The organism is Thermus sp., from assembly GCF_039793865.1.
In the GTDB taxonomy this organism is placed as follows: domain Bacteria; phylum Deinococcota; class Deinococci; order Deinococcales; family Thermaceae; genus Thermus.
The window spans coordinates 1-21,231 of record NZ_JBAMMI010000025.1; the positions used below are offsets into that span (position 1 = coordinate 1).

Here is a 21,231-nt window from a genome sequence, read left to right on the forward strand (position 1 = left end):
GGTGGAACCCTTGGTCAAACAGTTTGAGGCGGAGACCGGTATCCGGGTCCAGGTCCGCTACGGCACCGACGCCCAGATCCTCGCCGCCCTCCAGGAGGAGGGAAGCCGCTCCCCCGCGGACGTCTTCTGGGCCAACACCGCCGGGGCCCTGGGGCAGGCCTCGGCCCGGGGCCTTCTCAGGCCTCTCGGGGACAGCGTCCTCAAGCTGCCCCAGGCCTTTGTGCCCGCCTCCAGGTCCTGGGTACCGGTGACGGTGCGGCTCCGAGTCCTGGCCTACAACCCCCAGAAGGTGAAGGCCGAGGAGCTTCCGGGAAGCCTCCTGGACCTTCCCCGGTTCGTTCAGGAAAGGGGGCTTCGGCTGGGATGGACCCCCACCTACTCCAGCTTCCAAGACATGGTGGCCGGGATCATCGCCCTCCACGGGGAGGCCAAGGCCCGGGAGTGGCTTCTCGCCATGAAGGCCCTCTCCCCCAAGGCCTACCCCTCCAACCCCGCCATGCTCGACGCCATCCGCGCCGGGGAAGTGGATCTGGGCTCCACCAACCACTACTACGTGGTGCGCTTCCGCCGGGCGGGGTACAACCTGGGCCTCCACCACTTCAAGGACGGGGACGTGGGCAACCTGGCCCTGGTGACGGGGGCGGGCGTCCTGAAGACGAGCCGGAACCTCACCGCCGTTACCCGTTTCCTCATCTACCTCCTCTCTCCCAAGGCCCAGCAGTACTTTTTGGGCAACGTGGGGGAGTACCCCTTGGTCAAGGAAGTGGTGGCGGACCCCAACCTTCTATCCCTGGAGGAGGCCCTCAAGAAGAGCCCCAGGCTGGACTTTGAAAAGCTTCCCCTGGAGGAGGCCCTTAAGCTTCTCCGGGAGCTGGGCATCCTCTGATACCACCCCATGCTGGCTTGCGCCAGCATGGGGCCCCGGGAAAGGAGGCCCATTAGAGGCCTTATGGCCTTGGCTTAGGCGAAGGATTCACGCCAAATAGGGTATGAGGCGTAATGACCCTTAAGCTTCCCCACCTCCCCGGGCTTTTGCCCTTCCTCCTCCCCGCCCTCCTCACGGGGGGTGGGGTGGCCCTGCCCCTCCTTTACCTCGTCCTAAGGGCCCTCGAGGCCGACCCCTTGGCCCTCCGGGAGATCCTCCTCAGGCCCAAGAACCTGGAGCTTCTTCGGAACACCCTGGCCCTCCTCCTCGGGGTCCTCCTCCTCACCACCCTCCTCGCCCTGCCCCTGGCCTTCCTCACCACCCGCACGGACCTCAAGGGCAAGCGCCTTCTGGCCCTCCTCCTCTCCTTGCCCCTGGCCGTCCCCGGCTACGTGGGGGCCTTCGTGCTCCTCTCGGCCACGGGGCCTGGGGGGGTGCTGCCCCTCCCCCGGCTCGAGGGGTACTGGGGGGCCTTGCTGGTCCTCTCCTTCATCACCTACCCCTACCTCTTCCTCTCCCTGCGGGCCGCCTTCCTGGGCCTGGACCCCTCCTTGGAGGAAGCGGCCCGGACCCTGGGCCAGAAGCCCCTACCGGCCTTCTTCAAGGTGGCCTTTCCCCAACTCCTCCCCGCCCTCCTTTCCGGCTACCTCCTGGTGGGGCTCCACGTCCTGGGGGAGTTCGGCACGGTGAGCCTTCTCCGCTACGAGACCTTCTCCTACGCCATCTACCTGCAGTACAACGCCGCCTTTGATCGGGTGTACGCCGCCTGGCTCGCCCTCTTCCTCCTCCTCCTCACCGGGGGGCTTCTCTTTTTGCAGGGCCTCTTCCTCCGCCGCCTCGCCCTGGCCCGCACGGGCAAGGGCTCGAGCCGGAAGGCCCGGCCCGTGCGCCTTGGACCCTGGGCCCCCTTGGCCTACCTTTGGGCCCTGACACCGGTCTTCCTGGCCTTGGCCCTCCCCTTCTACGCCCTCTTCCACCTGGCGAGCCGCTTTCCCAGGGAAAGCTTGCAGGGCCTTTACGAGGCCCTCTTCCACTCCGCCCTGGCCGCCTTTCCCGCCGCCCTCCTCGCCGTGGGGATGGCCTTGCCCCTGGCCTACCTCGTGGTGCGCTACCCCTCCTTCGCCTCCTCCCTCTTGGAGCGCCTGGCCTACCTGGGCTACGCCATCCCTCCTTTGGCCTTCGCCCTGGCCTGGATCTTCTTCAGCCTGAGGAGCCTTCCTTTCCTCTATGGAAGCCTAGCCCTTCTGGTCCTGGTGCTGGCCTTCCACCTCCTGGCGGAGACCCTGGGCCCCATCCAGAGCGCCCTGCGCCAGGTGCCGAGGAGGCTGGAGGAGGCGGCGAGGAGCCTGGGGGAGACGCCCACCCGGGCCTTCTTCCGCGTCACCTTTCCCCTCCTCTGGCGGGGGGTGGCGGCGGGAGGCGCCCTGGCCTTCATGGGGGCGGTGAAGGAGCTGCCCATCACCCTCCTCCTGGCCCCCATGGGCTACAGCACCCTTTCCACCCGGGTTTTCAGCTACACTCAGGAAGCCATGTTCGCCGAGGCCGCCCCCTTCGCCCTCCTCATCGCCCTCCTTTCGGCGGCCTTCGTGGGGGTGTTGCTTTGGAGCGAGCGCCGCTTCTAGAACTCCAGGGGATAAGGAAGCGCTTCGGCGGGCACGAGGTGCTGAAGGGGGTAGACCTCCTGGTCTACCCCGGGGAGATCCTAGCCCTCCTCGGCCCCTCGGGCTGTGGCAAGACCACCCTTCTGCGGGTCGTCGCCGGGCTGGAGGCCCCGGACGCCGGCCGGGTCCTCCTCCAGGGCCGGGACGTGACCCCTCTTCCCCCCGAGAGGAGGGGCATCGGCTTCGTCTTCCAGGACTACGCCCTCTTCCCCCACCTCACCGCCCTCGGCAACGTGGCCTTTGGCCTGAAGGGCAAGGACCGCCTCCTCTTGGCGCAGAAGGCCCTGGAGCGGGTGGGCATGACCCTCTTCCAGCACCGCAAGCCCCACGAGCTTTCCGGTGGGCAGCAGCAGAGGGTGGCCCTGGCCCGGGCCCTGGCCCCGGGGCCCAAGCTGGTGCTTCTGGACGAACCCTTTTCCAGCCTTGACGCCGGGCTTCGGGCCGCCACCCGGGAAGAGGTGCGCAAGGTGCTGAAGGAGACGGGCACCACCGCCCTCCTGGTCACCCACGACCAGGAGGAAGCCCTCTCCTTCGCCGACCGCCTGGGGGTGATGCGGGGGGGAAAGATCCTCCAGGTGGGCACCCCGGAGGAGGTCTACCTCCGGCCCAGAACCCCCTTCGTGGCCCAGTTCCTGGGCCGCACCAACCTCCTTCCCGGGGAGGGGAAGGGGCGCTGGGCGGAGACCTGCCTGGGCCCCGTGCCCCTGGCCGAGCCCGCCTTCGGGCCCCTTCTCCTCTCCCTGCGCCCGGAGGCCCTTAAGCTCGCTCCTCCGGAAGAGGGCCCCGTGGGGGAGGTGGTGGCCCGGGAGTTCAAAGGGCACGACCTCACCTACCGGGTGCGCCTCCTAGGCCCCGCGGAGCGGGAGATCCTGGTGCAGGAGAGCCCCGGAGCGCCCTACCGGGTGGGGGACCGGGTGGGGCTTAGGGTGGTGGGGGAGGGGGTGGCCCTCGAGGCCCACCCCTCCCAAACCCCGGTGGGCGCGGATTAAGCTGGGCCCGTGCGCCGACTCCTCCTTCTTTGCGAGTACGACGGCACCCACTTCGCCGGGCTCCAGCGGCAAAGGGAGGGCCTGCGCACCGTGCAGGGCGAGCTGGAAAGGGTCCTGCCCAGGGTTGGCGCCCTCCCCAAGGCCGTGGCCGCCGGGCGCACCGACGCCGGGGTGCACGCCCTGGCCATGCCCTTCCACGTGGACGTGGAGGGCAGGATCCCCGTGGAAAGGGTGCCCGAGGCCCTGAACCGCCTCCTCCCCGAGGACCTCAAGGTGGTGGGGGCCTTGGAGGTGGCCCGGGACCTCCACGCAAGGAGGGACGCCCTCTGGCGGGCCTACCGCTACCGGATCCTCGTGAGGCCCCACCCCTCTCCCCTCCTCCGCCACCGGGCGCTTTGGCTTAAGCACCCCCTGGACCTCTCGGCCATACGGGAGGCCCTACCCTTCCTTTTGGGCCGGCACAACTTCCTGGGCTTCGCCAAGGAGGAGACCCGGGAGGGGGTGCGGGAGCTCCTCGAGGCCAGGGTGGAGGCGGCGGAGGGAGAGGGCGGCCTCGAGGTGCGCTTTTACTTCAAGGGGCGAAGCTTCCTCCGGGGCCAGGTCCGGGGCATGGTGGGCACCCTCCTGGAGGTGGGGCTCGGCAAGCGGCCCCCGGAAAGCCTTCGGGCCATCCTGGGAAGCGGGGACCGCCGCCTGGCGGGCCCCACCGCCCCGGCCCACGGCCTCTACTTCCTGGAGGCCGCCTACCCCGAGGAAAAGCTCAGGCCCTAAACACCGGGGGCCAGCATTTAGAGCCTGCTCCTCGGGTCCAGGGCGTCCCGGAGGCCGTCTCCCAGGTAGTTGAAGGCCAGCACCGTGATGAAGATCATGAACCCGGGCGGCAGGGCGAGCCAGGGGGCGGTGAAGATGTACTCCTGGGCGTTCGTCAGCATGTTGCCCCAGGTGGCCACCGGGGGCTGGATGCCGAAGCCCAGGAAGGAGAGGGCCGCTTCCACCAAGATGGCCCCGCCGATCTGCAGGGTGGCCTGGACGATGAGGGGGGCCAGGGTGTTGGGCACCAGGTGGCGGAACATGATGCGGAGGTCCGAGGCCCCCAGGGCCTGGGCGGCGGTCACGTAGTCCTGCTCCCTAAGGGAGAGGATGTTCCCCCGCACGAGCCGCGCGGTGCCCAGCCAGCCGAAGAGGACCAGGATGAGGATGATGATGAAGACGCTGGCGGCATCGCCGAAGACGCTTTGCGCCCACTGCCCCACCTTCACCCCGGGGTCGCGGAGGAGGGCCGAGAGGACGAGAAGGAGGGGCAGGGTGGGGATGGTGAGCATGAAGTCGATGAGGCGGCTGATGGCCACGTCCAGGTCCAGGCGGATCTCCCCCTTGAGGCCATACCAGGCGGCGTAGAGCACCAGGGCCAGGGTGAGGCCGAAACCCAGGTAGCTTCCCGGGTTCCCGGCCTGCAGGCCGTCCTTGGCCAAGGCCCAGGCGATGGTAAGGGCCAGATAGAGGATCCCGTAGTAGAGGAACCAGGAAAGGACCCGCCAAAGGGCGAAGGTCCAGGGATAGAACCCGTCCCTTTCCCGGCGCAAGGGGCCCAGGTAAAAGCGGAGGGGCCTACCGGAGAAGTACCCCGCCAGGGTGCCCATGAGGGTCCCCAGGAAGACGCTGGAAAAGGCCACGGCGAAGCCCACCAGCAAGGAGATGCGGGAGCCATAGATGATGCGGGAAAGCACGTCCCGCCCCAGGTCGTCCGTGCCCAGGGGGTGCTCCCTCGAGGGCGGGTTGAAGTAGTACTGGCCCACGTCCTCCCCCGTGGGCTGGGCCGTGGGGTCGTAGGGCGCGAGCCAGGGGGCGAAGATGGCCATGAGGATGAGGAGGACGATGACCACCAGGCCCGCCATGGCCATGCGGTGCCGCCTCAGGCGGCGCCAAAAGAGGCTAAAAAAGGTGCGGGGTTTGGCGGAAGCGGTTGCGGTCGCCATGGTTCACCTCTAGCTGTAGCGGATGCGGGGGTCCACCACCGCGTAGGCCAGGTCCGCCAGGAGGTTGAAGAGGGCCGTCATGAGGGCGAGGAAAGCCAAGGCCGCCATGGCCACGTTGTAGTCCTTCTCCACCAAGGCGTCAAAGATGGCCCGCCCCATCCCCGGGTAGCTGAAGATGGTCTCGGTGATGGTGGCCCCGCCCAAAACCCCGGGGATGGCGAGGCCCACCAGGGTCACGATGGGGATGAGGGCGTTCCTGAGGGCGTGCTTGTAGAGTACCACCCGCTCCGAAAGCCCCTTGGCCCGGGCGGTGCGGATGTAGTCCTGGGAAAGCACCTCCAGGAGAGAAGCCCGCATGAACCGGGTCCACTCGGCCATCTGCAGGGAGGCCAGGGTGAGGACGGGAAGGACCAGGTGCCAGGCCCACTGGCCCAAGAACTCCCAGAGGCTCACCGCCCCGGAGCGCACGTCCTCCCAAAGCACCCCCGGCACCCCCCCGGTGGGGAAGCGGGGGAAGCCCGGGACGTGGTCGGGAAGCCAGATGGCGAAGAGGTAAAGAAGGAGGATGCCCAGGAAAAAGACGGGCATGGAGAAGCCCACGAAGGAGAGGAAGGTGATGACGTAGTCCGCCAGGGAGTACTGGCGCACCGCCGAGAAGACCCCCACCGGAATGGCCACCACGAGGGCCAGGGTGAGGGCGAGCCCCGAGAGGAGAAGGGTCTTGGGCAGGCGCTGGGCGAAGATGTACTCCGCCGCCGGGATCCCGTAGGTGCGGCTGTAGCCCAGGTCGCCGTGGAGGGCCCGGTTGAGCCACTTGAAGTAGCGGATGTAAAGGGGCTGGTCCAGGCCGTAGGCCCGCTTCAGGGCCTCAAACTGCTCGGCGGTTATGCGGGGGTTCTGCCGCTTGAGCTCCTCCAAAGGGTCCCCCGGCTGCAGGGCCAAGAGGGCGTAGATGACCACGCTGGCCGCAAGGAGCAGGGGGACCATCTGCAAAAGCCTGCGCACCGTGTAGGCGAACACTCTTGTACCTCCCGTTTATGGCACTAAAAAGCCCGCTGGGAAAACCCCAGCGGGCCCCACTATACCACCCGGGCTACTTGAGGGAAAGGGAGTACTTCGCCTGGTCCCACTTCTTCACGGCGCCGCGGCTCTCCCAGCCGATCTCCCAGGCGTTCCAGCCGGGGTAACCGTTGCCGCCGGAGTAGGCGCTGGCCACGTAGTTCACCAGGCCCTTCCGCACCACGTAGGGGTTGGCGCGGAAGTAGAGGGGAAGGGCGGGGAGCTCCTCCGCCCAGATCTCCTGGGCGCGGGCGAAGAGCTGCTTCCGCTTGGCCTCGTCAAACTCCAGGACCCCCTGGCTCGTCAAGCGGTCAAACTCGTCGTTGCGCCAGCCGCCGATGTTCTGGCCCTGGTAGTTGTTCTCCTTGGTGGGGACCTGGATGGTATTGGTGTTCAGGTTCTTGTACTGGAAGAGGGAGCCGCCCTCCGTCAGGCTGGACACCCAGGCGAACTCAAACATCCCCGTCCACTTGCACTCGCTGGCCCGCTGGATGTAATCGTCATGGAAGACCACGGCGGAGGGGGCGTTGTTGATCTTGACGGCGATGCCGATCTTCTTCAGGTCCTCGGCGAAGAACTGCTGGGTGCGCTCGCGGATGGCGTTGCCCGCGGTGGTGACGTACTCGATCTCAAAGCGCACGGTGCGGCCGCCCACGGTGCGCTGGAGGATGCCATCGGGCCCCTTTTTCCAGCCCATCTCCGCCAGGAGGGCCTCGGCCTTCTTCAGGTCAAACTCGTACTTCTTCACGTTGGGGTTGAAGAGGGGGTTGACGGGGGCGATCCAGGTGTGGGCCACGGGCTGGAGGCCGTCAAAGAAGGCCTTCACCAAGCCCTCGCGGTTCAGGGCGTGGAGGAGGGCCTGCCGGGTGCGCTTGTCGTTGAGGCCGAGGTCCTTGACCACCTGGCAGTTCTCAAACTTGTTGATGTCGATGTGCTCCCAGATGGCCCCGGGAACGAACCAGATATCGAAGCGGCCGGGGGCGCGGGAGGTAAGCTGCCTGGAGCGGGCCTGGTCAAAGGTGAGGGAGACGCTGGAGGTGGCGTCAATCCCCCCGCCGATCACCGCCACCAGCAGGGAGTTGGTGTTCTGGATGAAGCGGTAGACCACCTTCTGCACGTACTTGCTCTCCCCGCCCTCGGGCTTGATGGGGAAGTTGGGGTTCCGCTCCATCTCGATGGAGTTCCCCGGCACCCAGCGCTTGAGCTTGAAGGGCCCGGAGTAGACCATGGCCCCCTTGTTGAGGTTGGCGGGGGTGGCGAACTTGAGGAAGAAGTTGCGGTAAAGCTCGTTGAGCTTCTCCGCGTCCTTGTCGGGGTCCAGGCCCTTGGCCGCCGCCTTCACCTTCTCCCACTCGGGCCCCATGATGTGCTTGGGGGCGTAGCCGATGGGAGAGCCGTAGGTGTCGTAGTAGTAGGCGGGCTCAAAGATCACGGTGAAGTTGCGGGCGTCCTTCACCTTGAGGTTCACCCGCTCCCAGTAGTCCGGGTTCAGCACAGGCATGCCCTTGGCCTTCCCCACCTCAAAGTAGAACTGCACGTCCTCGGTGGTGATGGGCTTGCCGTCGGACCACTTGGCGTCTTGGCGGAGGGTGAGGTCCATCTCCAGGCGCTTCTTGCCCCCGCCGATGTCCGTGACCCGGAGGCGCCCGTTCTGCAGGGTGGGCACCTCGGTGACCAGCACGGGGAAGTTCTCGCTGTTGGCGTTGAAGCCGATGAGGGGGGCGAAGAGGTACTGCTCAATCTCCGACTTGATGGCCTGGTCGGAGATGACGCTCAGGAAGTCCCCCGCCAAGACCCTGGGCTCCTGGGAGGCCCCGACGACCAGGCTGTTGTCCTGGGGCCCCGCCAGGGCCAGGCCCAGAGCGGTTATACCGAGCACGGCCAGCTTGCCTACCTTCCTCATACCGCCTCCTTTCGTGGCACTATCCTAGTGGCCGAGGTTATTATACGACCCCCAGGGTGAAGGTCAACACGGCCCAAAGCTAAAGGGGCCTGAAGCCAGGCCCCTTCCCCGCGGGCAAGGTCCCCTAGTGGCCGCAGGTGCGGGGAGCCCCCTCCTGGTCCTTGGTGCGGAAGGAGTGGCCGCAGCCACAGGTGCTGGCGGCGTTGGGGTTATTCACGGTGAACCCGCCCCCCATGAGGCTGCCCACCCAGTCAATCTCCGAGCCCACCAGGTAGGGCAGGGACCTAGGGTCCACCACCAGGCGCACCCCGTGCATTTCCACGAAGGTGTCCCCCGGAAGCTCCCTTTCGTCCACGGCCATGCCGTACTGGAAGCCAGAGCACCCCCCCGACTTGATGTAGACGCGGATGGCCGCCCCCTCCTTGCCGTAGCGGGAGAGGATCTCCCAGGCCTTTTCCGCCGTCAGGGGGGTGATGCGGATGACCGCCTCTTGGGTTTCCACCATGCCGAACCTCATTACCCCTAAGCCTAACACGGCACGGGTAGGAGAAGGTGAACCGGGTTAGCATGGAAGCCATGGACGTGGTCAAGGTACAGGAAGCCCTGAAGGCGGAGGGCCTCGAGGGCTGGCTCCTCTTCTCCTTCGGAAGGAGTAACCCCCTGGCCCTCGAGGTCCTGGGCCTCTCCTCGCTCCACCTCACCCGCCGCTTCGCCTACCTCATCCCGAGGGAAGGGGAGCCCACCCTCCTCTGCCACGCCATTGAGGAAAGCCTCTTCCCCGCCTTGCCGGGGAGGCTTCGGACCTACCACACCTGGCGGGGCTTCGTGGAAGGGCTGGAGGAGGTCCTTTCGGGGATAAGGCGCCTCGCCCTGGAGTACGTCCCCGGAGGGCAGGTCCCCTACCTCTCCCGGGTGGACGGGGGCACCCTGGACCTGCTCCGGGGAATGGGCCTCGAGCTCCTCTCCTCTTGGCCCCTCCTCCTCCCCTTCCAGGTCTGGGATGGGGCCAAGCTCCAAAGCCACCGGCGGGCGGCCCAGGGCCTGGTGGAGGCCCGGGACGCGGCCCTCGCCCTCCTCCGGGAAAACCCCAGGGCTACGGAGCGGGAGGTGCAGGCCAGGATGGCGGAGGTCCTGGCCAGGCGGGGCCTCGTCTTTGACCACCCCCCCATGGTGGCCTTCGGAAGGCACAGCGCCAACCCCCACCACGTGCCCACGGAGAAGCCCCTGGAGGAGGGGGAGGTGGCGCTTCTGGACCTCTGGGCCAAGGAGCCGGGAGGGGTCTACGCCGACCTCACCTGGATGGCGGGCCTGAGGCCCCCGGAGGCCGCCCACCGGGCCTTCCAAGCGGTGGCCCGGGCCAGGGATGCGGCTATCGCCTTCGTGGCCGAGGCCTACCGCGAGGGGCGCCGCCCCAAGGGTTTTGAGGTGGACCAGGTAGCGCGCGAGCTCCTGGAGGAGGAAGGCTATGGCCCCTACATCCGCCACCGCACCGGGCACAACCTGGGGGAGGAGGTCCACGGCTCTGGGCCCCACCTGGACGACCTGGAGACCCACGATTTCCGCCCCCTGGTGCCGGGCCTCGCCTTCACCGTGGAGCCCGGGGTGTACCTGGAGGGCTTCGGCGTGCGCACGGAGGTGGACGTCTACCTCCACCCCACGGGTCCCGAGGTCACCACCCCCTTGCAAAGGGAACTCACCCCCCTTTAGAGGGCGTGGTATCTTGGGGGACGGCATGGACCGCCCCCTCCTGATCTTCTCCGGCCAGTCCAACCGCCCCCTGGCCCAGGCCATCGCCGACACCCTAGGCCTCCCCCTGGGGAAGAGCACCACCTTGCGCTTCGCCAACGACAACCTCTTCGTGCGTTACGAGGAAAACCTCAGGGAAGGCGACGTCTTCATCGTCCAGTCCCTCACCCCCCCGGTGCAGGACCACCTCATGGAGCTCCTCATGATGGTGGACGCCGCCAAGGGGGCGAGCGCCGCCCGGGTCACCGCCGTCATCCCCTATTTCTCCTACGCCCGGAGCGACAAGAAGGACGCCCCCCGCATCTCCATCACCGCCAGGCTCATCGCCGACCTCCTGCAGACGGCGGGGGCCGACCGGGTGCTCACCATGACCCTCCACTCCCCCCAGGTCCACGGCTTCTTCAAGGTGCCGGTGGACCACCTCTCCGCCGAGCCCGTCATCGCCAACCACTTCGCCACCCGGCTGGACCTGGAGAACGCCGTGGTGGTGGCCCCGGACGCCGGGGACCTGAAGCGGGCGAGCTCTCTGGCGAGAAGGCTCCGCCTCCCCCTGGCCTTCATTGACAAGGAGCGGGTCTCGGACACCGAGGTGCGGGTGCGGATGCTGGTGGGGGAGGTCAAGGGAAAGACCGCCCTCATCGTGGACGACGAGATCTCCACGGCGGGAAGCCTGGTGGAGGCGGTGGAGGCCCTCATGCAGGCCGGGGCCAAGGAGGTCTACGCCGCCGCCACCCACGGGGTCTACGTGGGCCCGGCCCTGGAGCGCATCGCCAAGAGCCCCGTGAAGGAGGTGGCGGCCACCGACACCTGCCCCCCCAAGGAAGGCCCCAAGCTCAGGACCCTCACCGTGGCCCCCCTCTTCGCCGAGGCCATCTGGCGCATCCACCGGGGGGAGTCGGTGTCCAGCCTCTTCACGTGATGGTAAGGACCGAGCGCCTCACCCTCGCCGGGCTCCCCCTCCTGGCTCAGGTGCCGGAGCGCCCCAAGGCCCTCCTCCTCGCCCTCCACGGCCTCCAGGGTTCCAAGGAGGGGATCCTTTCCCTCCTCCCCGGCTACGCGGAAAGGGGGTTCCTCCTCCTCGCCTTTGACGCCCCGAGGCACGGGGAGCGGGAAGGCCCTCCCCCCTCCGCCAAGAGCCCCCGCTACGTGGAGGAGGTCTACCGCGTGGCTCTGGCTTTCAAGGAGGAGGCCCGAAGCGTGGCGGAGGAGGCCAAGGAGCGCTTCGGCCTTCCCCTTTTCCTCGCCGGGGGAAGCCTGGGGGCCTTCGTGGTCCACTTCCTCCTCTCCGAGGGGTTGCGCCCCAGGGCCGCCCTGGCCTTCATCGGCTCGGGCTTTCCCATGAAGCTCCCAAAGGGGCAGGTGGTGGAGGATCCCGAGGTCAAGGCCCTCTACCAGGCCCCGCCCGCCACCCGGGGGGAGGCCTACGGCGGGGTGCCCCTTCTTCACCTCCACGGCACCAAGGACCTCATCGTCCCCCTGGAGCGGATGGAGAAGACGGTGGAGGCCCTGAGGCCCCACTACCCCGAAGGCCGCCTGGCCCGCTTCCTGGAGGAAGGGGCGGGGCACACCATAACCCCCCTCATGGCCCGGGTGGGGCTGGCCTTCCTGGAGCACTGGCTTGGCGGCTAGCGGGGCAATCCTCGAGGGGCTTAGGGGCTACCGGGGGTTTCCCGGGGGGTTCAAGGCCTACCGCAAGGCCTTCCCCACGGTGGAGCTTTCCTGGTGGCACCGGGTGGGGGACCTGAGGACCATAAGCCGCCTCCGGGCCCTGGCCCCGGAGGGGTTTCGCTTTAGCGTGATGGGCCACAAACACCTCGCCTTCCGCCCCACCGGGGAGGAGCGGCGCACCCTGAGGCGCTTCTTACGAAGGTTCCGGCGCTTCGGGGACAAGGCAGGGGCGGTCCGCCTTATGGTGCCCGAGGTGGAGCCGGAGGCCTTCGCCCGTTGGCTTGACCTGCTTTCGGGGGTGCTGGAAGAGGTGGGCCCCGTCCCCCTGGCCTTCCAAGCGCCCCGGCCTCTCCACCCCCTCATCCGGGCCAGAGGCCACGCCCTGGTCAACGAGAGAGGGGGGCCCTTCCTCTACCTGGTGGACCCGGAGGAGGTCCCCGAAGGGGAGGGCTACCTCTACCGAAGCCACCCTTCCCAAGAGGGTCCATCCGCCCTACACTCATAGCGGAGGTTGACCGGGTTGCGAACGGCCAAGCGCTTTACCCCCAAGGAAGCGGAGGAGATCTACCTGGTGCCCCACTGGAGCGCGGGGTTTTTCCGCATCGGGCGGGACGGGGAGATGGAGGTCACCCCCTCAGGCCCCGGGGGGCCCGCCGCCTCCCTTCTGGAGATCGTGGAGGCTCTCCGGGACGAAGGGAGGCCCCTGCCCCTGGTCCTGCGCTTCCCCCAGATCCTCGAGGCCCGGGTGCGGGAGCTCAACGAGGCCTTCCAGAGGGCCATGGAGAAGTACGGTTACCAGGGGGGGTACCGGGGGGTCTACCCGGTGAAGGTGAACCAGCGCCGCCTGGTGCTGGAGACCGTGGCCAGGGCGGGAAGGCCTTACCACTACGGCCTCGAGGCGGGTAGCAAACCCGAGCTCGCCCTCATCCTGGCCCAGGACCTCTCCGAGGAGGCCCTGATCACCACCAACGGCTTCAAGGACGACGACTTCATCCGCCTGGCCCTCATGGGGAGAAAGCTTGGCCGCAACGTGGTCATCACCCTGGAGAAGTTCGCCGAGCTCTCCCGGGTCCTCCGCCTCTCCAAGGAGCTCGGGGTCAAGCCCCTCTTGGGCATCCGCTACAAGCTCAAGGCCAAGGGGGCGGGACAGTGGGAGGCCTCGGGAGGGGAGAACGCCAAGTTCGGCCTCACCACCCCGGAGATCGTGCGGGCGGTGGAGCTCCTGAAGGAAGCGGACCTCCTGGACGCCCTGGTCATGGTCCACGCCCACATCGGTAGCCAGGTGACGGACATCCGCAAGATCAAGGCCGCGGTGCGGGAGGCAGCCCAGACCTACGTGCAGCTCAGGAAGCTCGGGGCGCCCCTCCGCTACCTCAACCTGGGCGGGGGCCTGGCGGTGGACTACGACGGCTCCAAGACCAACTTCTACGCCTCGGCCAACTACACCCTCTCCGAGTACGCCGAGGACCTGGTCTACGTGACCAAGGAGGTGGTGGAGGGGCACGGGGAACCCCACCCCATCCTGGTCACCGAGTCGGGACGGGCGGTCACCGCCTACCACGAGGTCCTGGTCCTGGAGGTCATTGACGTCATCGCTCCTCCCGGGGAAAGAAGGCCCGAGGCCCCCCCGGAGGAGGCCCACCCCTTGGTCAAGGAGCTTTGGGAAAGCCTGCAAAGCCTCGGCCCCAAGAACTTCCGCGAGGTCTACCACGACGCCTTCGCCGACAAGGAGACCCTCCAGACCCTCTACGACCTGGGCCTGGTCTCCCTAAGGGATCGGGCCCTGGCGGAGGAGATCTTCTACCACATCGCCCGCAAGGTTTACGCCCTGGTACGGGAACTCCCCTACGCCCCCGACGAGTTTGAGGACCTGGAAAAGCTCCTCGCCGACAAGCTGGTGTGCAACTTCTCCATCTTCCAGAGCCTGCCCGACGCCTGGGCCATCCACCAGCTCTTTCCCATCGTGCCCTTAAGCCGCCTCCACGAACCCCCCACCCGCCAGGCCACCCTGGTGGACATCTCCTGCGACTCCGACGGGAAGATTGACCGCTTCATTGACCTGCACGACGTGCGCCAGACCCTTCCCGTGCACGCCCTTAGGCCAGGGGAGTCCTACTACCTGGGCGTCTTCCTGGTGGGGGCCTACCAGGACGTTCTCGGGAGCAACCACAACCTCTTCGGCCAGGTGGGGGAGGCCCACGTGAGGGTGGACGAGGAGGGCTTCGCCATAGAGCGCTTCGTGCCCGGGGAGACCGCCGAGAAGGTCATTGAAAAGATGGGTTTCGCCGCCCGGGAGCTCATGCTCGGGGTAGAGCGCCTGGTGCGGCAAAGCCGCCTTTCCCCGGCGGAGAAGGGGGTCTTCCTAGAGCGCTACGCCCGGGAGCTCCAGGGGTACACCTACCTCGAGGACTGAGGCCCCTTTAGTGCGAAGCCTTGGCCCAAGCCAAGAAGCGGAGGTCCTGCGGGCCTAAGCCCACGTGAGGGAAACTTATTGGGGCCCCGCTCTGGCTTTCGCCAGAGCGGGGTACCTAAAGCCCCGCCTCCCGCCTCAAGGCCTCCACCCGGTCCGTCTCCTCCCAGGGGAAGCCCGGGCGGCCGAAGTGGCCGTAGGCCGAGGTGGGGGTGTAGATGGGCCGCAGGAGGTCCAGCTCCTCGATGATGGCGAGGGGCCTCGGGTCAAAGACCTTCCCGGCGATCTCCGTGAGCTTCTCGTCGGGGAGGACCCCGGTGCCGAAGGTCTCCACCCTAAGCGAGACGGGCCTCGCCTTGCCGATGGCGTAGGCGAGCTCCACGAGGGCCCTCCTCGCAAGCCCCGCCGCCACCAGGTTCTTCGCCATGTAGCGGGCGTAGTAGCTGGCGGAGCGGTCCACCTTGGTGGGGTCCTTGCCGCTGAAGGCCCCGCCCCCGTGGGGCACCGCCCCCCCGTAGGTGTCCACGATGATCTTGCGGCCCGTGAGGCCGGTGTCCGCGTGGGGTCCGCCCAGGATGAAGCGGCCCGAGGGGTTGATGAGGTACTCCGTCTCCCCTTCCTTCAGGTACTCCCCCGGGATGGCCTGGCGCACCACCTCCCGGATCAGGTCCTCCCGAAGCTGCTCCTGCTCCACCTCCGGGGAGTGCTGGGCCGAGACCACCACGGTCTTCACGTAAAGCGGCTTGTCCCCCTCGTAAACCACGGTGACCTGGGCCTTGCCGTCGGGGCGGAGGTAGGGCAGAAGCCCTGTCTTCCGCACCTCGGCGAGGCGCATGGTGAGGCGGTGGGCCAGGGTGATGGGGAGGGGCATGAGCTCGGGGGTCTCGTCGGTGGCGTAGCCGAACATGAGCCCCTGGTCCCCGGCGCCCACCCGGTCCAGGGGGTCGGTGGACTTCAGGACCCGCCACTCGTAGGAGAGGTTGACCCCGCCCGCGATGTCCGGGGACTGCTCGTCTATGGCGGTGAGGACGGCGCAGGTGTCGGCGTCAAAGCCGTACTTGGCCCGGGTGTAGCCCACCTCCCGCACCGTCTTGCGCACCAGGCCGGGGATGTCCACGTACCCCTCGGTGGTGATCTCCCCCGCCACGAAGACGAGCCCGGTGGTCACCAGGGTCTCCGCCGCCACCCGCGCCTTCTTGTCCTGGGCGATGAGGGCGTCCAGGATGGCGTCGGAGATCCGGTCCGCCAGCTTGTCCGGGTGCCCCTCGGTTACCGACTCAGACGTGACCAGCCTCAACTTGCGCACCTCCTTCAGGACCCGCCCCCTCGGGGCAACCCCGATAGTATAGCACCCCCCCTTGGCCGTCCAGGTATGATGGCGGCCCGTGAAGGACCCCAAAGCCCCCATCGGCGTCTTTGACTCGGGGGTGGGCGGGCTCACGGTGCTCTCCGCCCTCCGCCAGGCCCTCCCCCAAGAAGACTTCCTCTACTTCGGGGACACGGCCCGCGTGCCCTACGGGGGGAAGCCCCTCCCCATGGTGCGGCGCTTCGCCTGGGAAATCGCGGGCTTTCTCCTCAGGGAAGGGGTGAAGGCCATCGTGGTGGCCTGCAACACGGCGAGCTCCGCCGCCCTCCCCGACCTCGCCGAGGACCTCTCCGTGCCCGTCTTCGGGGTCCTGGAGCCCGCGGCGGAGGAGGCCAGGGCCTACGGGAAGGTTGGGCTCATCGGCACCCAGGCCACGGTGGAAAGCCGGGCCTACGAGCGCTACGTGCGCCTCTCCTGGGCCCGGGCCTGCCCCCTCTTCGTGCCCTTGGTGGAGGAGGGGCTCTGGGACGACCCCGTGGCCCTCCTGGTGGCCCGGCACTACCTGGAGGAAGCCCCCAAGGACCTCGAGGCCCTCATCCTTGGGTGCACCCACTACCCCTTCCTGAAGGGGGCCATCGGGAAAGTCCTCCCCGGGGTGCGCCTCATTGACTCCGCCGAGGCCACGGCCCGCCGGGTGGCCCGGGCGCTGGAAAGGGAGGGCCTTTTGAGCCCTGGGGGCCGGGGGCGGGTGGTCCACTACGTGACCGGGGACCCGGAGAGCTACCGGGCCCTGGCGGAGCGCCTGGGGGAGAGGGTGGAAGACCTGAGGCGGGTGAGCCTGGAGGAGCTCTAATACCCCCATGCGGGCTTTTGCCCGCATGGGGCCCCGGGAGGAGGTTCCTCCTCTTGGGCTAAGCTAGGGGCATGCCCAAGAAGCCCCTCATCGACCAGCTCCACCACGAAGCTGGCGGCTTTTCCGCATCCTGTCGGGGTTCGTGGTGGGCGAGGACCTCCTTGGGGCTTGCCTCCCCGCGAATAAAGCCTCGCTTGCCCATCGGGAGATATACACCCGTCGCCCTCATCTTTGCAAGGTAAGCCTGGATGATATTGACATTGCGTTCTCATATACCCTACCATGGGACTGCCCTATACCTCCACGGGGTATAGGGCGGAGGTGAAGCATGTGGAAAAGACTTTCGGCGCTCCTATTGGTCCTGGGACTGGCCTTGGGGCAAAAGCCCACGGCGGTGGCCACCATCCAGCCCCACGCCCTCTTCCTGCGCTCCCTGGTAGGGGACCGGATGGAGGTGGGCCTTCTGGTGCCTCCTTCCACCAACCCCCACGTCTTTGACCCCTCCCCCTCCCAGGTGCAGGCCGTGGCCAGGGCCCGCCTGGTGGTGGCCAACGGGGCCAAGCTGGACGACTGGATCCTGGATAAGGTGGTGCGGCCCAACAGCCTGAAGACCCCGGTGGTGGTGCTGGCCGAGGCCCTGGAAGCCGGCCTGATAAAGACCCCCACCGGGCCGGACCCCCACTTCTGGCTGGACCCCCTCCTCATGGCCAAGTCCCTTCCCTCCTTGGTGGAGGCCTTGTCCCAGGTTGACTCCGCGGGAGGGGCGGTCTACCGCGCCAGAGCCGCCCGCCTCGAGGCGGAGCTCGCGCGGCTGGACCGGGAAGTGGCCGGGCTACTCCAGACCCGGAAGGCGCCCGGGGTCCTCACCTTCCGCAACCCCCTGCGCTACTTCGCCGCCCGGTACGGGGTGAGGGTTCTCTACAACATCGTCCCCAACCCGGAAGCGCCGGACGTAAGCGCCAAGGCCGTGGCCGAGGCCCAGAGGGTGGCCAAGGAAGCCGGGGTGCGGCACCTCCTGATCCCCCTGGCCGCCAAGGAGCAGGGCGTGGCTGTGGCCCGGAACCTGGGGTTGGAGCCCGTGCTGGTGGATGTCTTGGGGGAGGGTGCGAGGGACTACCCCACCCTCCTTCGCGGGGTGGCGGAGGCCTTCGCCCAGAGCCTACGCTGAGGGACGGGCCGGGGGGGGCTCACCCCTTCATACCCCTCCGGTCCGGGAAAGGAGGCCCATAAGCTTCCACCCCTTTCCCTCATAGCGCAGGCGCCACACCCTTCCCGTGCCGCCGGGGTAAGCCTGAAGTGCTGGGCGCGCTCTCCCAACGTCCCCTGGAGAAGCGGGCCACTAGCGGGGCCTACCCCGGCATCCCCTTGAGCCCCTTCTAAGTACCCCACCGCGGCAAAAGCCGCGGTGGGGGCCCCAAAAGGGCTTTCCCACAGCCAAAGCTTGGGCGTCTTGTGTTGCAAAGCCAAGGTGTGGGCACTTAGCGGACGCCCCCATCCAAGGGCCGGGTCCCTGGAAGCACGCCCAGGTGCGGGGTTCGGCCACCTGGACGCCTTTCCCTGCTACCGCCACCATACCCGGGGCCATGGAGGCCCACAGGTCTCCTTCGGGGCGAACCCGCTGACCGGCCACCCAGAGGTCCTCCCCCGTCACGCCCTCCACCTCCTCACCCCCTGGACACCCCCTAGGAGGTGGTGGCCGCCTTAAAAGCGGTATCCTAGGGAGGATGCGCCTCGTCCTGGCCACCTCCAACCCCGGCAAGGTGCGGGAGCTCAAGGAGGGCCTCGCCCCCTTGGGCTGGACCCTCCTTTCCCTGGCCGACTTCCCCTTGCGCATGCCCAAGGAGGAGGGGGCCACCTTCCTGGAAAACGCCCTCCTCAAGGCGGCCTACGTGGCCAAGGCCACGGGGCTTCCCGCCCTGGCCGACGACTCGGGCCTGGTGGTGCCCGCCCTGGGGGGCGAGCCCGGGGTCTACTCCGCCCGCTACGGGGGGCGGGAGACGGACCGGGAAAGGAACGTCTTCCTCCTGGAGAGGATGCGCCACCTCAAGGGGGAGGAGCGGAAGGCCCGCTTCGTGGCGGTTTTGGTCCTGGCCTACCCCGACGGGCACGCCGAGGCCTACGAGGGGAGCGTGGAGGGGGTGATCCTCGAGGCCCCCCGGGGGGAAGGGGGCTTCGGCTACGACCCCCTCTTCTTCGTGCCCGAGGCGGGGAAGACCTTCGCCGAGATGACCCTGGAGGAGAAGGCCCGCCACTCCCATCGGGGAAAGGCCCTCAAGGCTCTCCTGGAAGCTTATAAGAACGGGCCTCCTCCCCGGGAAGTCTCCAAGCTGGAATGAACCTCCTCTCCCCCCACATCGCCCTCTACCGCCTCTTTGACCTGGCGGACGAGATTGACCTGGGCCGCCTGGCCACCCCCCGCCTCCGCCTCTCCCGGCCGAGGCTTGGGGCGGTGCGCTTCCAGAACCCCCCAGCCCAGGTGGAGCTTGGGGTGCGGAGCGTGGAGGGGGTCTCGGGCCTCCTCACCGCCCGGCTTTACGAGTTCGGGGTGGCCTCCCTCTCCTTCCGCATCCACCTGGGGGAGAGGGTGCCGTGGGAGGCCTTTTTGGAAAAGGCCCTCGCCCTCCCCGAGCTTCCCTTTTGGGAGGGGTTCTTCCTGGCCGAGCTCGCCGCCCTGGAGCCCTACCTCCAGGGGGCCCTCCTCCGCCCCGAGGAGAAGCGCCTCTCCGAGGAGTTCACCGTCTACCACGCCCTGGGCCTGGAAGGGGCCAAGGCCCACAAGCCCCCGGTGGACCTCGCCCCCCTCTGGATGGGGGCCAAGGAGGAGTTCGCCCCCGAGGTGCGCCGGGAGATGGCGCGCTACCGCTACAGCTACTCCACGGAGGACCTGGCCCTTTTGGGGTTTGACCGGGTCCTCATCCTGGACTCCGAGGGGATCTGGGACGTGGCCGACCTGGTGGAGTTCGTCCACGCCCAGCTTTTGGAGCTCTCCTACTACGACCGGGTGCTCACCGAGGAGCTGGAGGCCGTGCCCCTGGTCTTGAGAGAACGGGGGCTTTGGGGCTACGGGAGGCTTCAGCGCCTCCGCCGCCGCCTCATGGCCCGGCACGCGGAGATCGCCGACGTAAAGGCCCGGATGGAAGGGGCCCTTCGCATCACCGAGGACCTCTTTTACGCCAAGATCTACCGGGCGGCCCTGGAGCTCTACGGGGCCCACGAGCTGGAAAGGAGCGTGGAGGAGAAGCTTAGGGTCCTCGAGGCCACCTACGAGATGGTGACCGAGGAGGTGGTCCACCTGAGAAGCCAGGCGGTGGAGGTGGGGATCCTGGCCCTCATCGCCTTTGAGGTGGCGCGGGCCCTCCTTTAACCCCCCAGCCTGGGGGCCCCAGGCAAAGGACGCTCAGGAAAGGGCTTTGCCTTGGCTTGGGCGAACGCTTAGGTCTTGAGGTTGCGCTCCGGCACCGGGTGGTATACTTGGCGCCGAGGGCGCGCTGAAAAACCTAAGCGGAAACGCTACCACGCGCCCGGAGGTGGGATATGAAAAAAGCGCTGGCCCTGCTCTTTGGCCTCTCCCTGGCCCTCGCCCAGGGGAAGATCACGGTTTGGACCCACTTCGGCGGCCCGGAGCTGGAGTGGCTCAAGGCCCAGGCCCGGGCCTTTGAGAAGACCTCCGGCACCAAGGTGGAGGTGGTGGAGGTTCCCTTCGGGGACATCAAGCAGAAGTTCATCCTGGGGGCCCCCCAGGGCCAGGCGGCGGACCTCGTGATCACCATCCCCCACGACTGGCTCGGGGAGATGGCCCAGGCCGGGGTCCTGGAGCCCGTGGGCAAGTACGTGACCCCAAGCTACCTCGCCGACCTCCAGCCCGTGGCCGTGGAGGCCTTCACCTTCGGGGGGAAGCTTCTGGGCCTTCCCGCCTTCGCCGAGAGCGTGGCCCTCATCTACAACAAGAAGTACGTGAAGGAGCCCCCCAAGACCTTTGAGGAGTTCCTGGCCCTGGCGCAGAAGCTCACCACGGGCTCTACCTTCGGCTTCCTCTACAACATCGGCGACCCCTACTTCAACTTCGGCTTCTTCAAGGCCTTCGGCGCCGAGAACGTCTTCGCCAAGGACGCCCGGGGCAACCTGGATCCCTCCAGGCTCCTCATCGGGGGCGAGGTGGGGGAGAAAGCCCTCCAGTTCATCAAGGACCTCCGCTTCAGGTACAACCTGGTCCCCGAGGGGGTGGACTACGGGGTGGCGGACGGGGCCTTCAAGGACGGGGCGCTGGCCATGATCATCAACGGCCCCTGGGCCCTAGGCGACTACAAGAAGGCCAAGATTGACTTCGGCATCGCCCCCTTCCCCACCCCGCCCGGGGCCAAGGGGCCCTGGGGACCCTTCCTGGGGGTGCAGGGCGTGGTGGTGAACGCCTACTCCAAGAACAAGACCCAGGCAGTGAACTTCGCCAAGACCCTGGTGAGCGGGCGGAACCTGGTCTCCTTCAACCAGGCGGGGGGGCGCATCCCCGTCTCCAAGAGCGCGGTGAGGGAGCTGGAGAAGGACCCCGTGGTGGCGGGCTTCTCCCGGGTCTTCCCCCTGGGCACCCCCATGCCCAACATCCCCGAGATGGGCAAGGTCTGGGGCCCCTGGGGGAACGCCATCTCCCTGGCCATCCAGAAGCCCGACTCCAACGTGAAGAAGATCGTGGAAGACATGGTGGCCGAGATCAAGAAGGCCATCGGCAGGTAGGCCCCTA

19 protein-coding genes are annotated in these 21,231 nt (G+C 67.8%); 14 read left to right on the top strand and 5 right to left on the bottom strand.

All coding sequences use genetic code 11. The features are described from left to right. Position 1 precedes the first annotated feature (1 nt). The 4 genes from ABJK26_RS02285 to truA all read left to right on the top strand — a co-directional run bounded on the left by ABJK26_RS02285 (position 2) and on the right by truA (position 4,346). Positions 2–886, top strand: a complete 885-nt coding sequence (locus ABJK26_RS02285) for an iron ABC transporter substrate-binding protein (protein ID WP_347240598.1) — start codon at positions 2–4, stop codon at positions 884–886. A gap of 113 nt (positions 887–999) precedes the next feature. Beyond that, a complete protein-coding gene (locus ABJK26_RS02290) occupies positions 1,000–2,547 on the top strand; it encodes an iron ABC transporter permease (RefSeq protein ID WP_347240599.1) in 1,548 nt (515 codons plus the stop codon). Further along, positions 2,526–3,575, top strand: coding sequence for an ABC transporter ATP-binding protein (locus ABJK26_RS02295; RefSeq protein ID WP_347240600.1), 1,050 nt, complete (start codon positions 2,526–2,528; stop codon positions 3,573–3,575). The genes ABJK26_RS02290 and ABJK26_RS02295 overlap by 22 nt, the downstream gene beginning before the upstream one ends. Before the next feature lie 9 nt (positions 3,576–3,584). Next, positions 3,585–4,346, top strand: a complete 762-nt coding sequence (truA, locus tag ABJK26_RS02300; RefSeq protein ID WP_347240601.1) for a tRNA pseudouridine(38-40) synthase TruA — start codon at positions 3,585–3,587, stop codon at positions 4,344–4,346. Between the two features lie 17 nt (positions 4,347–4,363). On the opposite strand, the gene ABJK26_RS02305 is transcribed toward truA, so the two are convergent. From ABJK26_RS02305 to ABJK26_RS02320, 4 genes are all read right to left on the bottom strand, one after another. Further along, positions 4,364–5,551: an ABC transporter permease gene (locus ABJK26_RS02305; protein WP_347240602.1), complete on the bottom strand. Its 1,188-nt coding sequence runs from the start codon at positions 5,549–5,551 to the stop codon at positions 4,364–4,366. A 9-nt stretch (positions 5,552–5,560) separates the two neighbouring features. Further along, a complete protein-coding gene (locus ABJK26_RS02310; RefSeq protein WP_347240603.1) occupies positions 5,561–6,571 on the bottom strand; it encodes an ABC transporter permease in 1,011 nt (336 codons plus the stop codon). Positions 6,572–6,644: 73 nt separating this feature from the next. Beyond that, on the bottom strand, positions 6,645–8,513 hold the full coding sequence (locus ABJK26_RS02315; protein WP_347240605.1) for a peptide ABC transporter substrate-binding protein: 1,869 nt from the start codon (positions 8,511–8,513) through the stop codon (positions 6,645–6,647). 124 nt (positions 8,514–8,637) lie between these two features. Continuing rightward, the gene (locus ABJK26_RS02320) at positions 8,638–9,018 is read right to left on the bottom strand and encodes an iron-sulfur cluster assembly accessory protein (RefSeq protein ID WP_347240652.1); all 381 of its coding nucleotides are present in this window, start codon (positions 9,016–9,018) and stop codon (positions 8,638–8,640) included. A 71-nt stretch (positions 9,019–9,089) separates the two neighbouring features. Between ABJK26_RS02320 and ABJK26_RS02325 the strand changes: the two genes are divergently transcribed. From ABJK26_RS02325 to speA, 5 genes are read left to right on the top strand one after another with little or no spacing between them, the layout of a single operon-like run. Further along, positions 9,090–10,220 carry a Xaa-Pro peptidase family protein gene (locus tag ABJK26_RS02325; RefSeq protein ID WP_347240606.1) on the top strand — a complete coding sequence of 377 codons (1,131 nt, stop codon included), beginning with the start codon at positions 9,090–9,092 and terminating at the stop codon, positions 10,218–10,220. Positions 10,221–10,245: 25 nt separating this feature from the next. Next, on the top strand, positions 10,246–11,178 hold the full coding sequence (locus ABJK26_RS02330; RefSeq protein ID WP_347240607.1) for a ribose-phosphate pyrophosphokinase: 933 nt from the start codon (positions 10,246–10,248) through the stop codon (positions 11,176–11,178). After that, entirely contained in the window at positions 11,178–11,888 is a 711-nt protein-coding gene (locus ABJK26_RS02335; RefSeq protein WP_347240653.1) for an alpha/beta hydrolase, read from the top strand. The genes ABJK26_RS02330 and ABJK26_RS02335 overlap by 1 nt, the downstream gene beginning before the upstream one ends. Continuing rightward, the gene (locus ABJK26_RS02340) at positions 11,878–12,432 is read left to right on the top strand and encodes a DUF72 domain-containing protein (protein ID WP_347240608.1); all 555 of its coding nucleotides are present in this window, start codon (positions 11,878–11,880) and stop codon (positions 12,430–12,432) included. Before ABJK26_RS02335 ends, ABJK26_RS02340 begins: the two co-directional genes overlap by 11 nt. A gap of 15 nt (positions 12,433–12,447) precedes the next feature. Continuing rightward, entirely contained in the window at positions 12,448–14,340 is a 1,893-nt protein-coding gene (gene speA, locus ABJK26_RS02345) for a biosynthetic arginine decarboxylase (RefSeq protein ID WP_347240654.1), read from the top strand. Between the two features lie 115 nt (positions 14,341–14,455). Here the strand turns inward: speA and metK are convergent, their stop codons facing one another. Beyond that, positions 14,456–15,634 carry a methionine adenosyltransferase gene (gene metK / locus ABJK26_RS02350; RefSeq protein WP_347240655.1) on the bottom strand — a complete coding sequence of 393 codons (1,179 nt, stop codon included), beginning with the start codon at positions 15,632–15,634 and terminating at the stop codon, positions 14,456–14,458. 88 nt (positions 15,635–15,722) lie between these two features. Here metK and murI point away from each other — a divergent pair, with 88 nt between their 5' ends. The 5 genes from murI (at position 15,723) to ABJK26_RS02375 (ending at position 21,224) form a co-directional block, all read left to right on the top strand. Further along, entirely contained in the window at positions 15,723–16,496 is a 774-nt protein-coding gene (gene murI, locus ABJK26_RS02355) for a glutamate racemase (RefSeq protein ID WP_347240609.1), read from the top strand. Positions 16,497–16,824: 328 nt separating this feature from the next. Beyond that, on the top strand, positions 16,825–17,664 hold the full coding sequence (locus ABJK26_RS02360; protein ID WP_347240610.1) for a metal ABC transporter substrate-binding protein: 840 nt from the start codon (positions 16,825–16,827) through the stop codon (positions 17,662–17,664). Positions 17,665–18,220: 556 nt separating this feature from the next. Further along, positions 18,221–18,832 carry an RdgB/HAM1 family non-canonical purine NTP pyrophosphatase gene (gene rdgB, locus ABJK26_RS02365; RefSeq protein ID WP_347240611.1) on the top strand — a complete coding sequence of 204 codons (612 nt, stop codon included), beginning with the start codon at positions 18,221–18,223 and terminating at the stop codon, positions 18,830–18,832. Continuing rightward, positions 18,829–19,860 (top strand): hypothetical protein, encoded by a 1,032-nt coding sequence (locus ABJK26_RS02370; RefSeq protein ID WP_347240612.1) that lies wholly within the window; start codon positions 18,829–18,831, stop codon positions 19,858–19,860. Before rdgB ends, ABJK26_RS02370 begins: the two co-directional genes overlap by 4 nt. 170 nt (positions 19,861–20,030) lie before the next feature. Next, positions 20,031–21,224 (top strand): maltose ABC transporter substrate-binding protein, encoded by a 1,194-nt coding sequence (locus tag ABJK26_RS02375; protein ID WP_347240613.1) that lies wholly within the window; start codon positions 20,031–20,033, stop codon positions 21,222–21,224. Positions 21,225–21,231: the final 7 nt, after the last annotated feature.

Excerpts from the sequence above, each read along its gene's own strand:
- ABJK26_RS02330 (WP_347240607.1), top strand. The coding sequence starts at position 10,246 with ATGGACCGCCCCCTCCTGATCTTCTCCGGCCAGTCCAACCGCCCCCTG.
- ABJK26_RS02370 (WP_347240612.1), top strand. The coding sequence starts at position 18,829 with ATGAACCTCCTCTCCCCCCACATCGCCCTCTACCGCCTCTTTGACCTG.
- ABJK26_RS02320 (WP_347240652.1), bottom strand. The coding sequence starts at position 9,018 with ATGGTGGAAACCCAAGAGGCGGTCATCCGCATCACCCCCCTGACGGCG.
- ABJK26_RS02360 (WP_347240610.1), top strand. The coding sequence starts at position 16,825 with ATGTGGAAAAGACTTTCGGCGCTCCTATTGGTCCTGGGACTGGCCTTG.
- ABJK26_RS02335 (WP_347240653.1), top strand. The coding sequence starts at position 11,178 with ATGGTAAGGACCGAGCGCCTCACCCTCGCCGGGCTCCCCCTCCTGGCT.
- ABJK26_RS02325 (WP_347240606.1), top strand. The coding sequence starts at position 9,090 with ATGGACGTGGTCAAGGTACAGGAAGCCCTGAAGGCGGAGGGCCTCGAG.
- rdgB (WP_347240611.1), top strand. The coding sequence starts at position 18,221 with ATGCGCCTCGTCCTGGCCACCTCCAACCCCGGCAAGGTGCGGGAGCTC.
- ABJK26_RS02375 (WP_347240613.1), top strand. The coding sequence starts at position 20,031 with ATGAAAAAAGCGCTGGCCCTGCTCTTTGGCCTCTCCCTGGCCCTCGCC.
- ABJK26_RS02290 (WP_347240599.1), top strand. The coding sequence starts at position 1,000 with ATGACCCTTAAGCTTCCCCACCTCCCCGGGCTTTTGCCCTTCCTCCTC.
- ABJK26_RS02315 (WP_347240605.1), bottom strand. The coding sequence starts at position 8,513 with ATGAGGAAGGTAGGCAAGCTGGCCGTGCTCGGTATAACCGCTCTGGGC.
- ABJK26_RS02305 (WP_347240602.1), bottom strand. The coding sequence starts at position 5,551 with ATGGCGACCGCAACCGCTTCCGCCAAACCCCGCACCTTTTTTAGCCTC.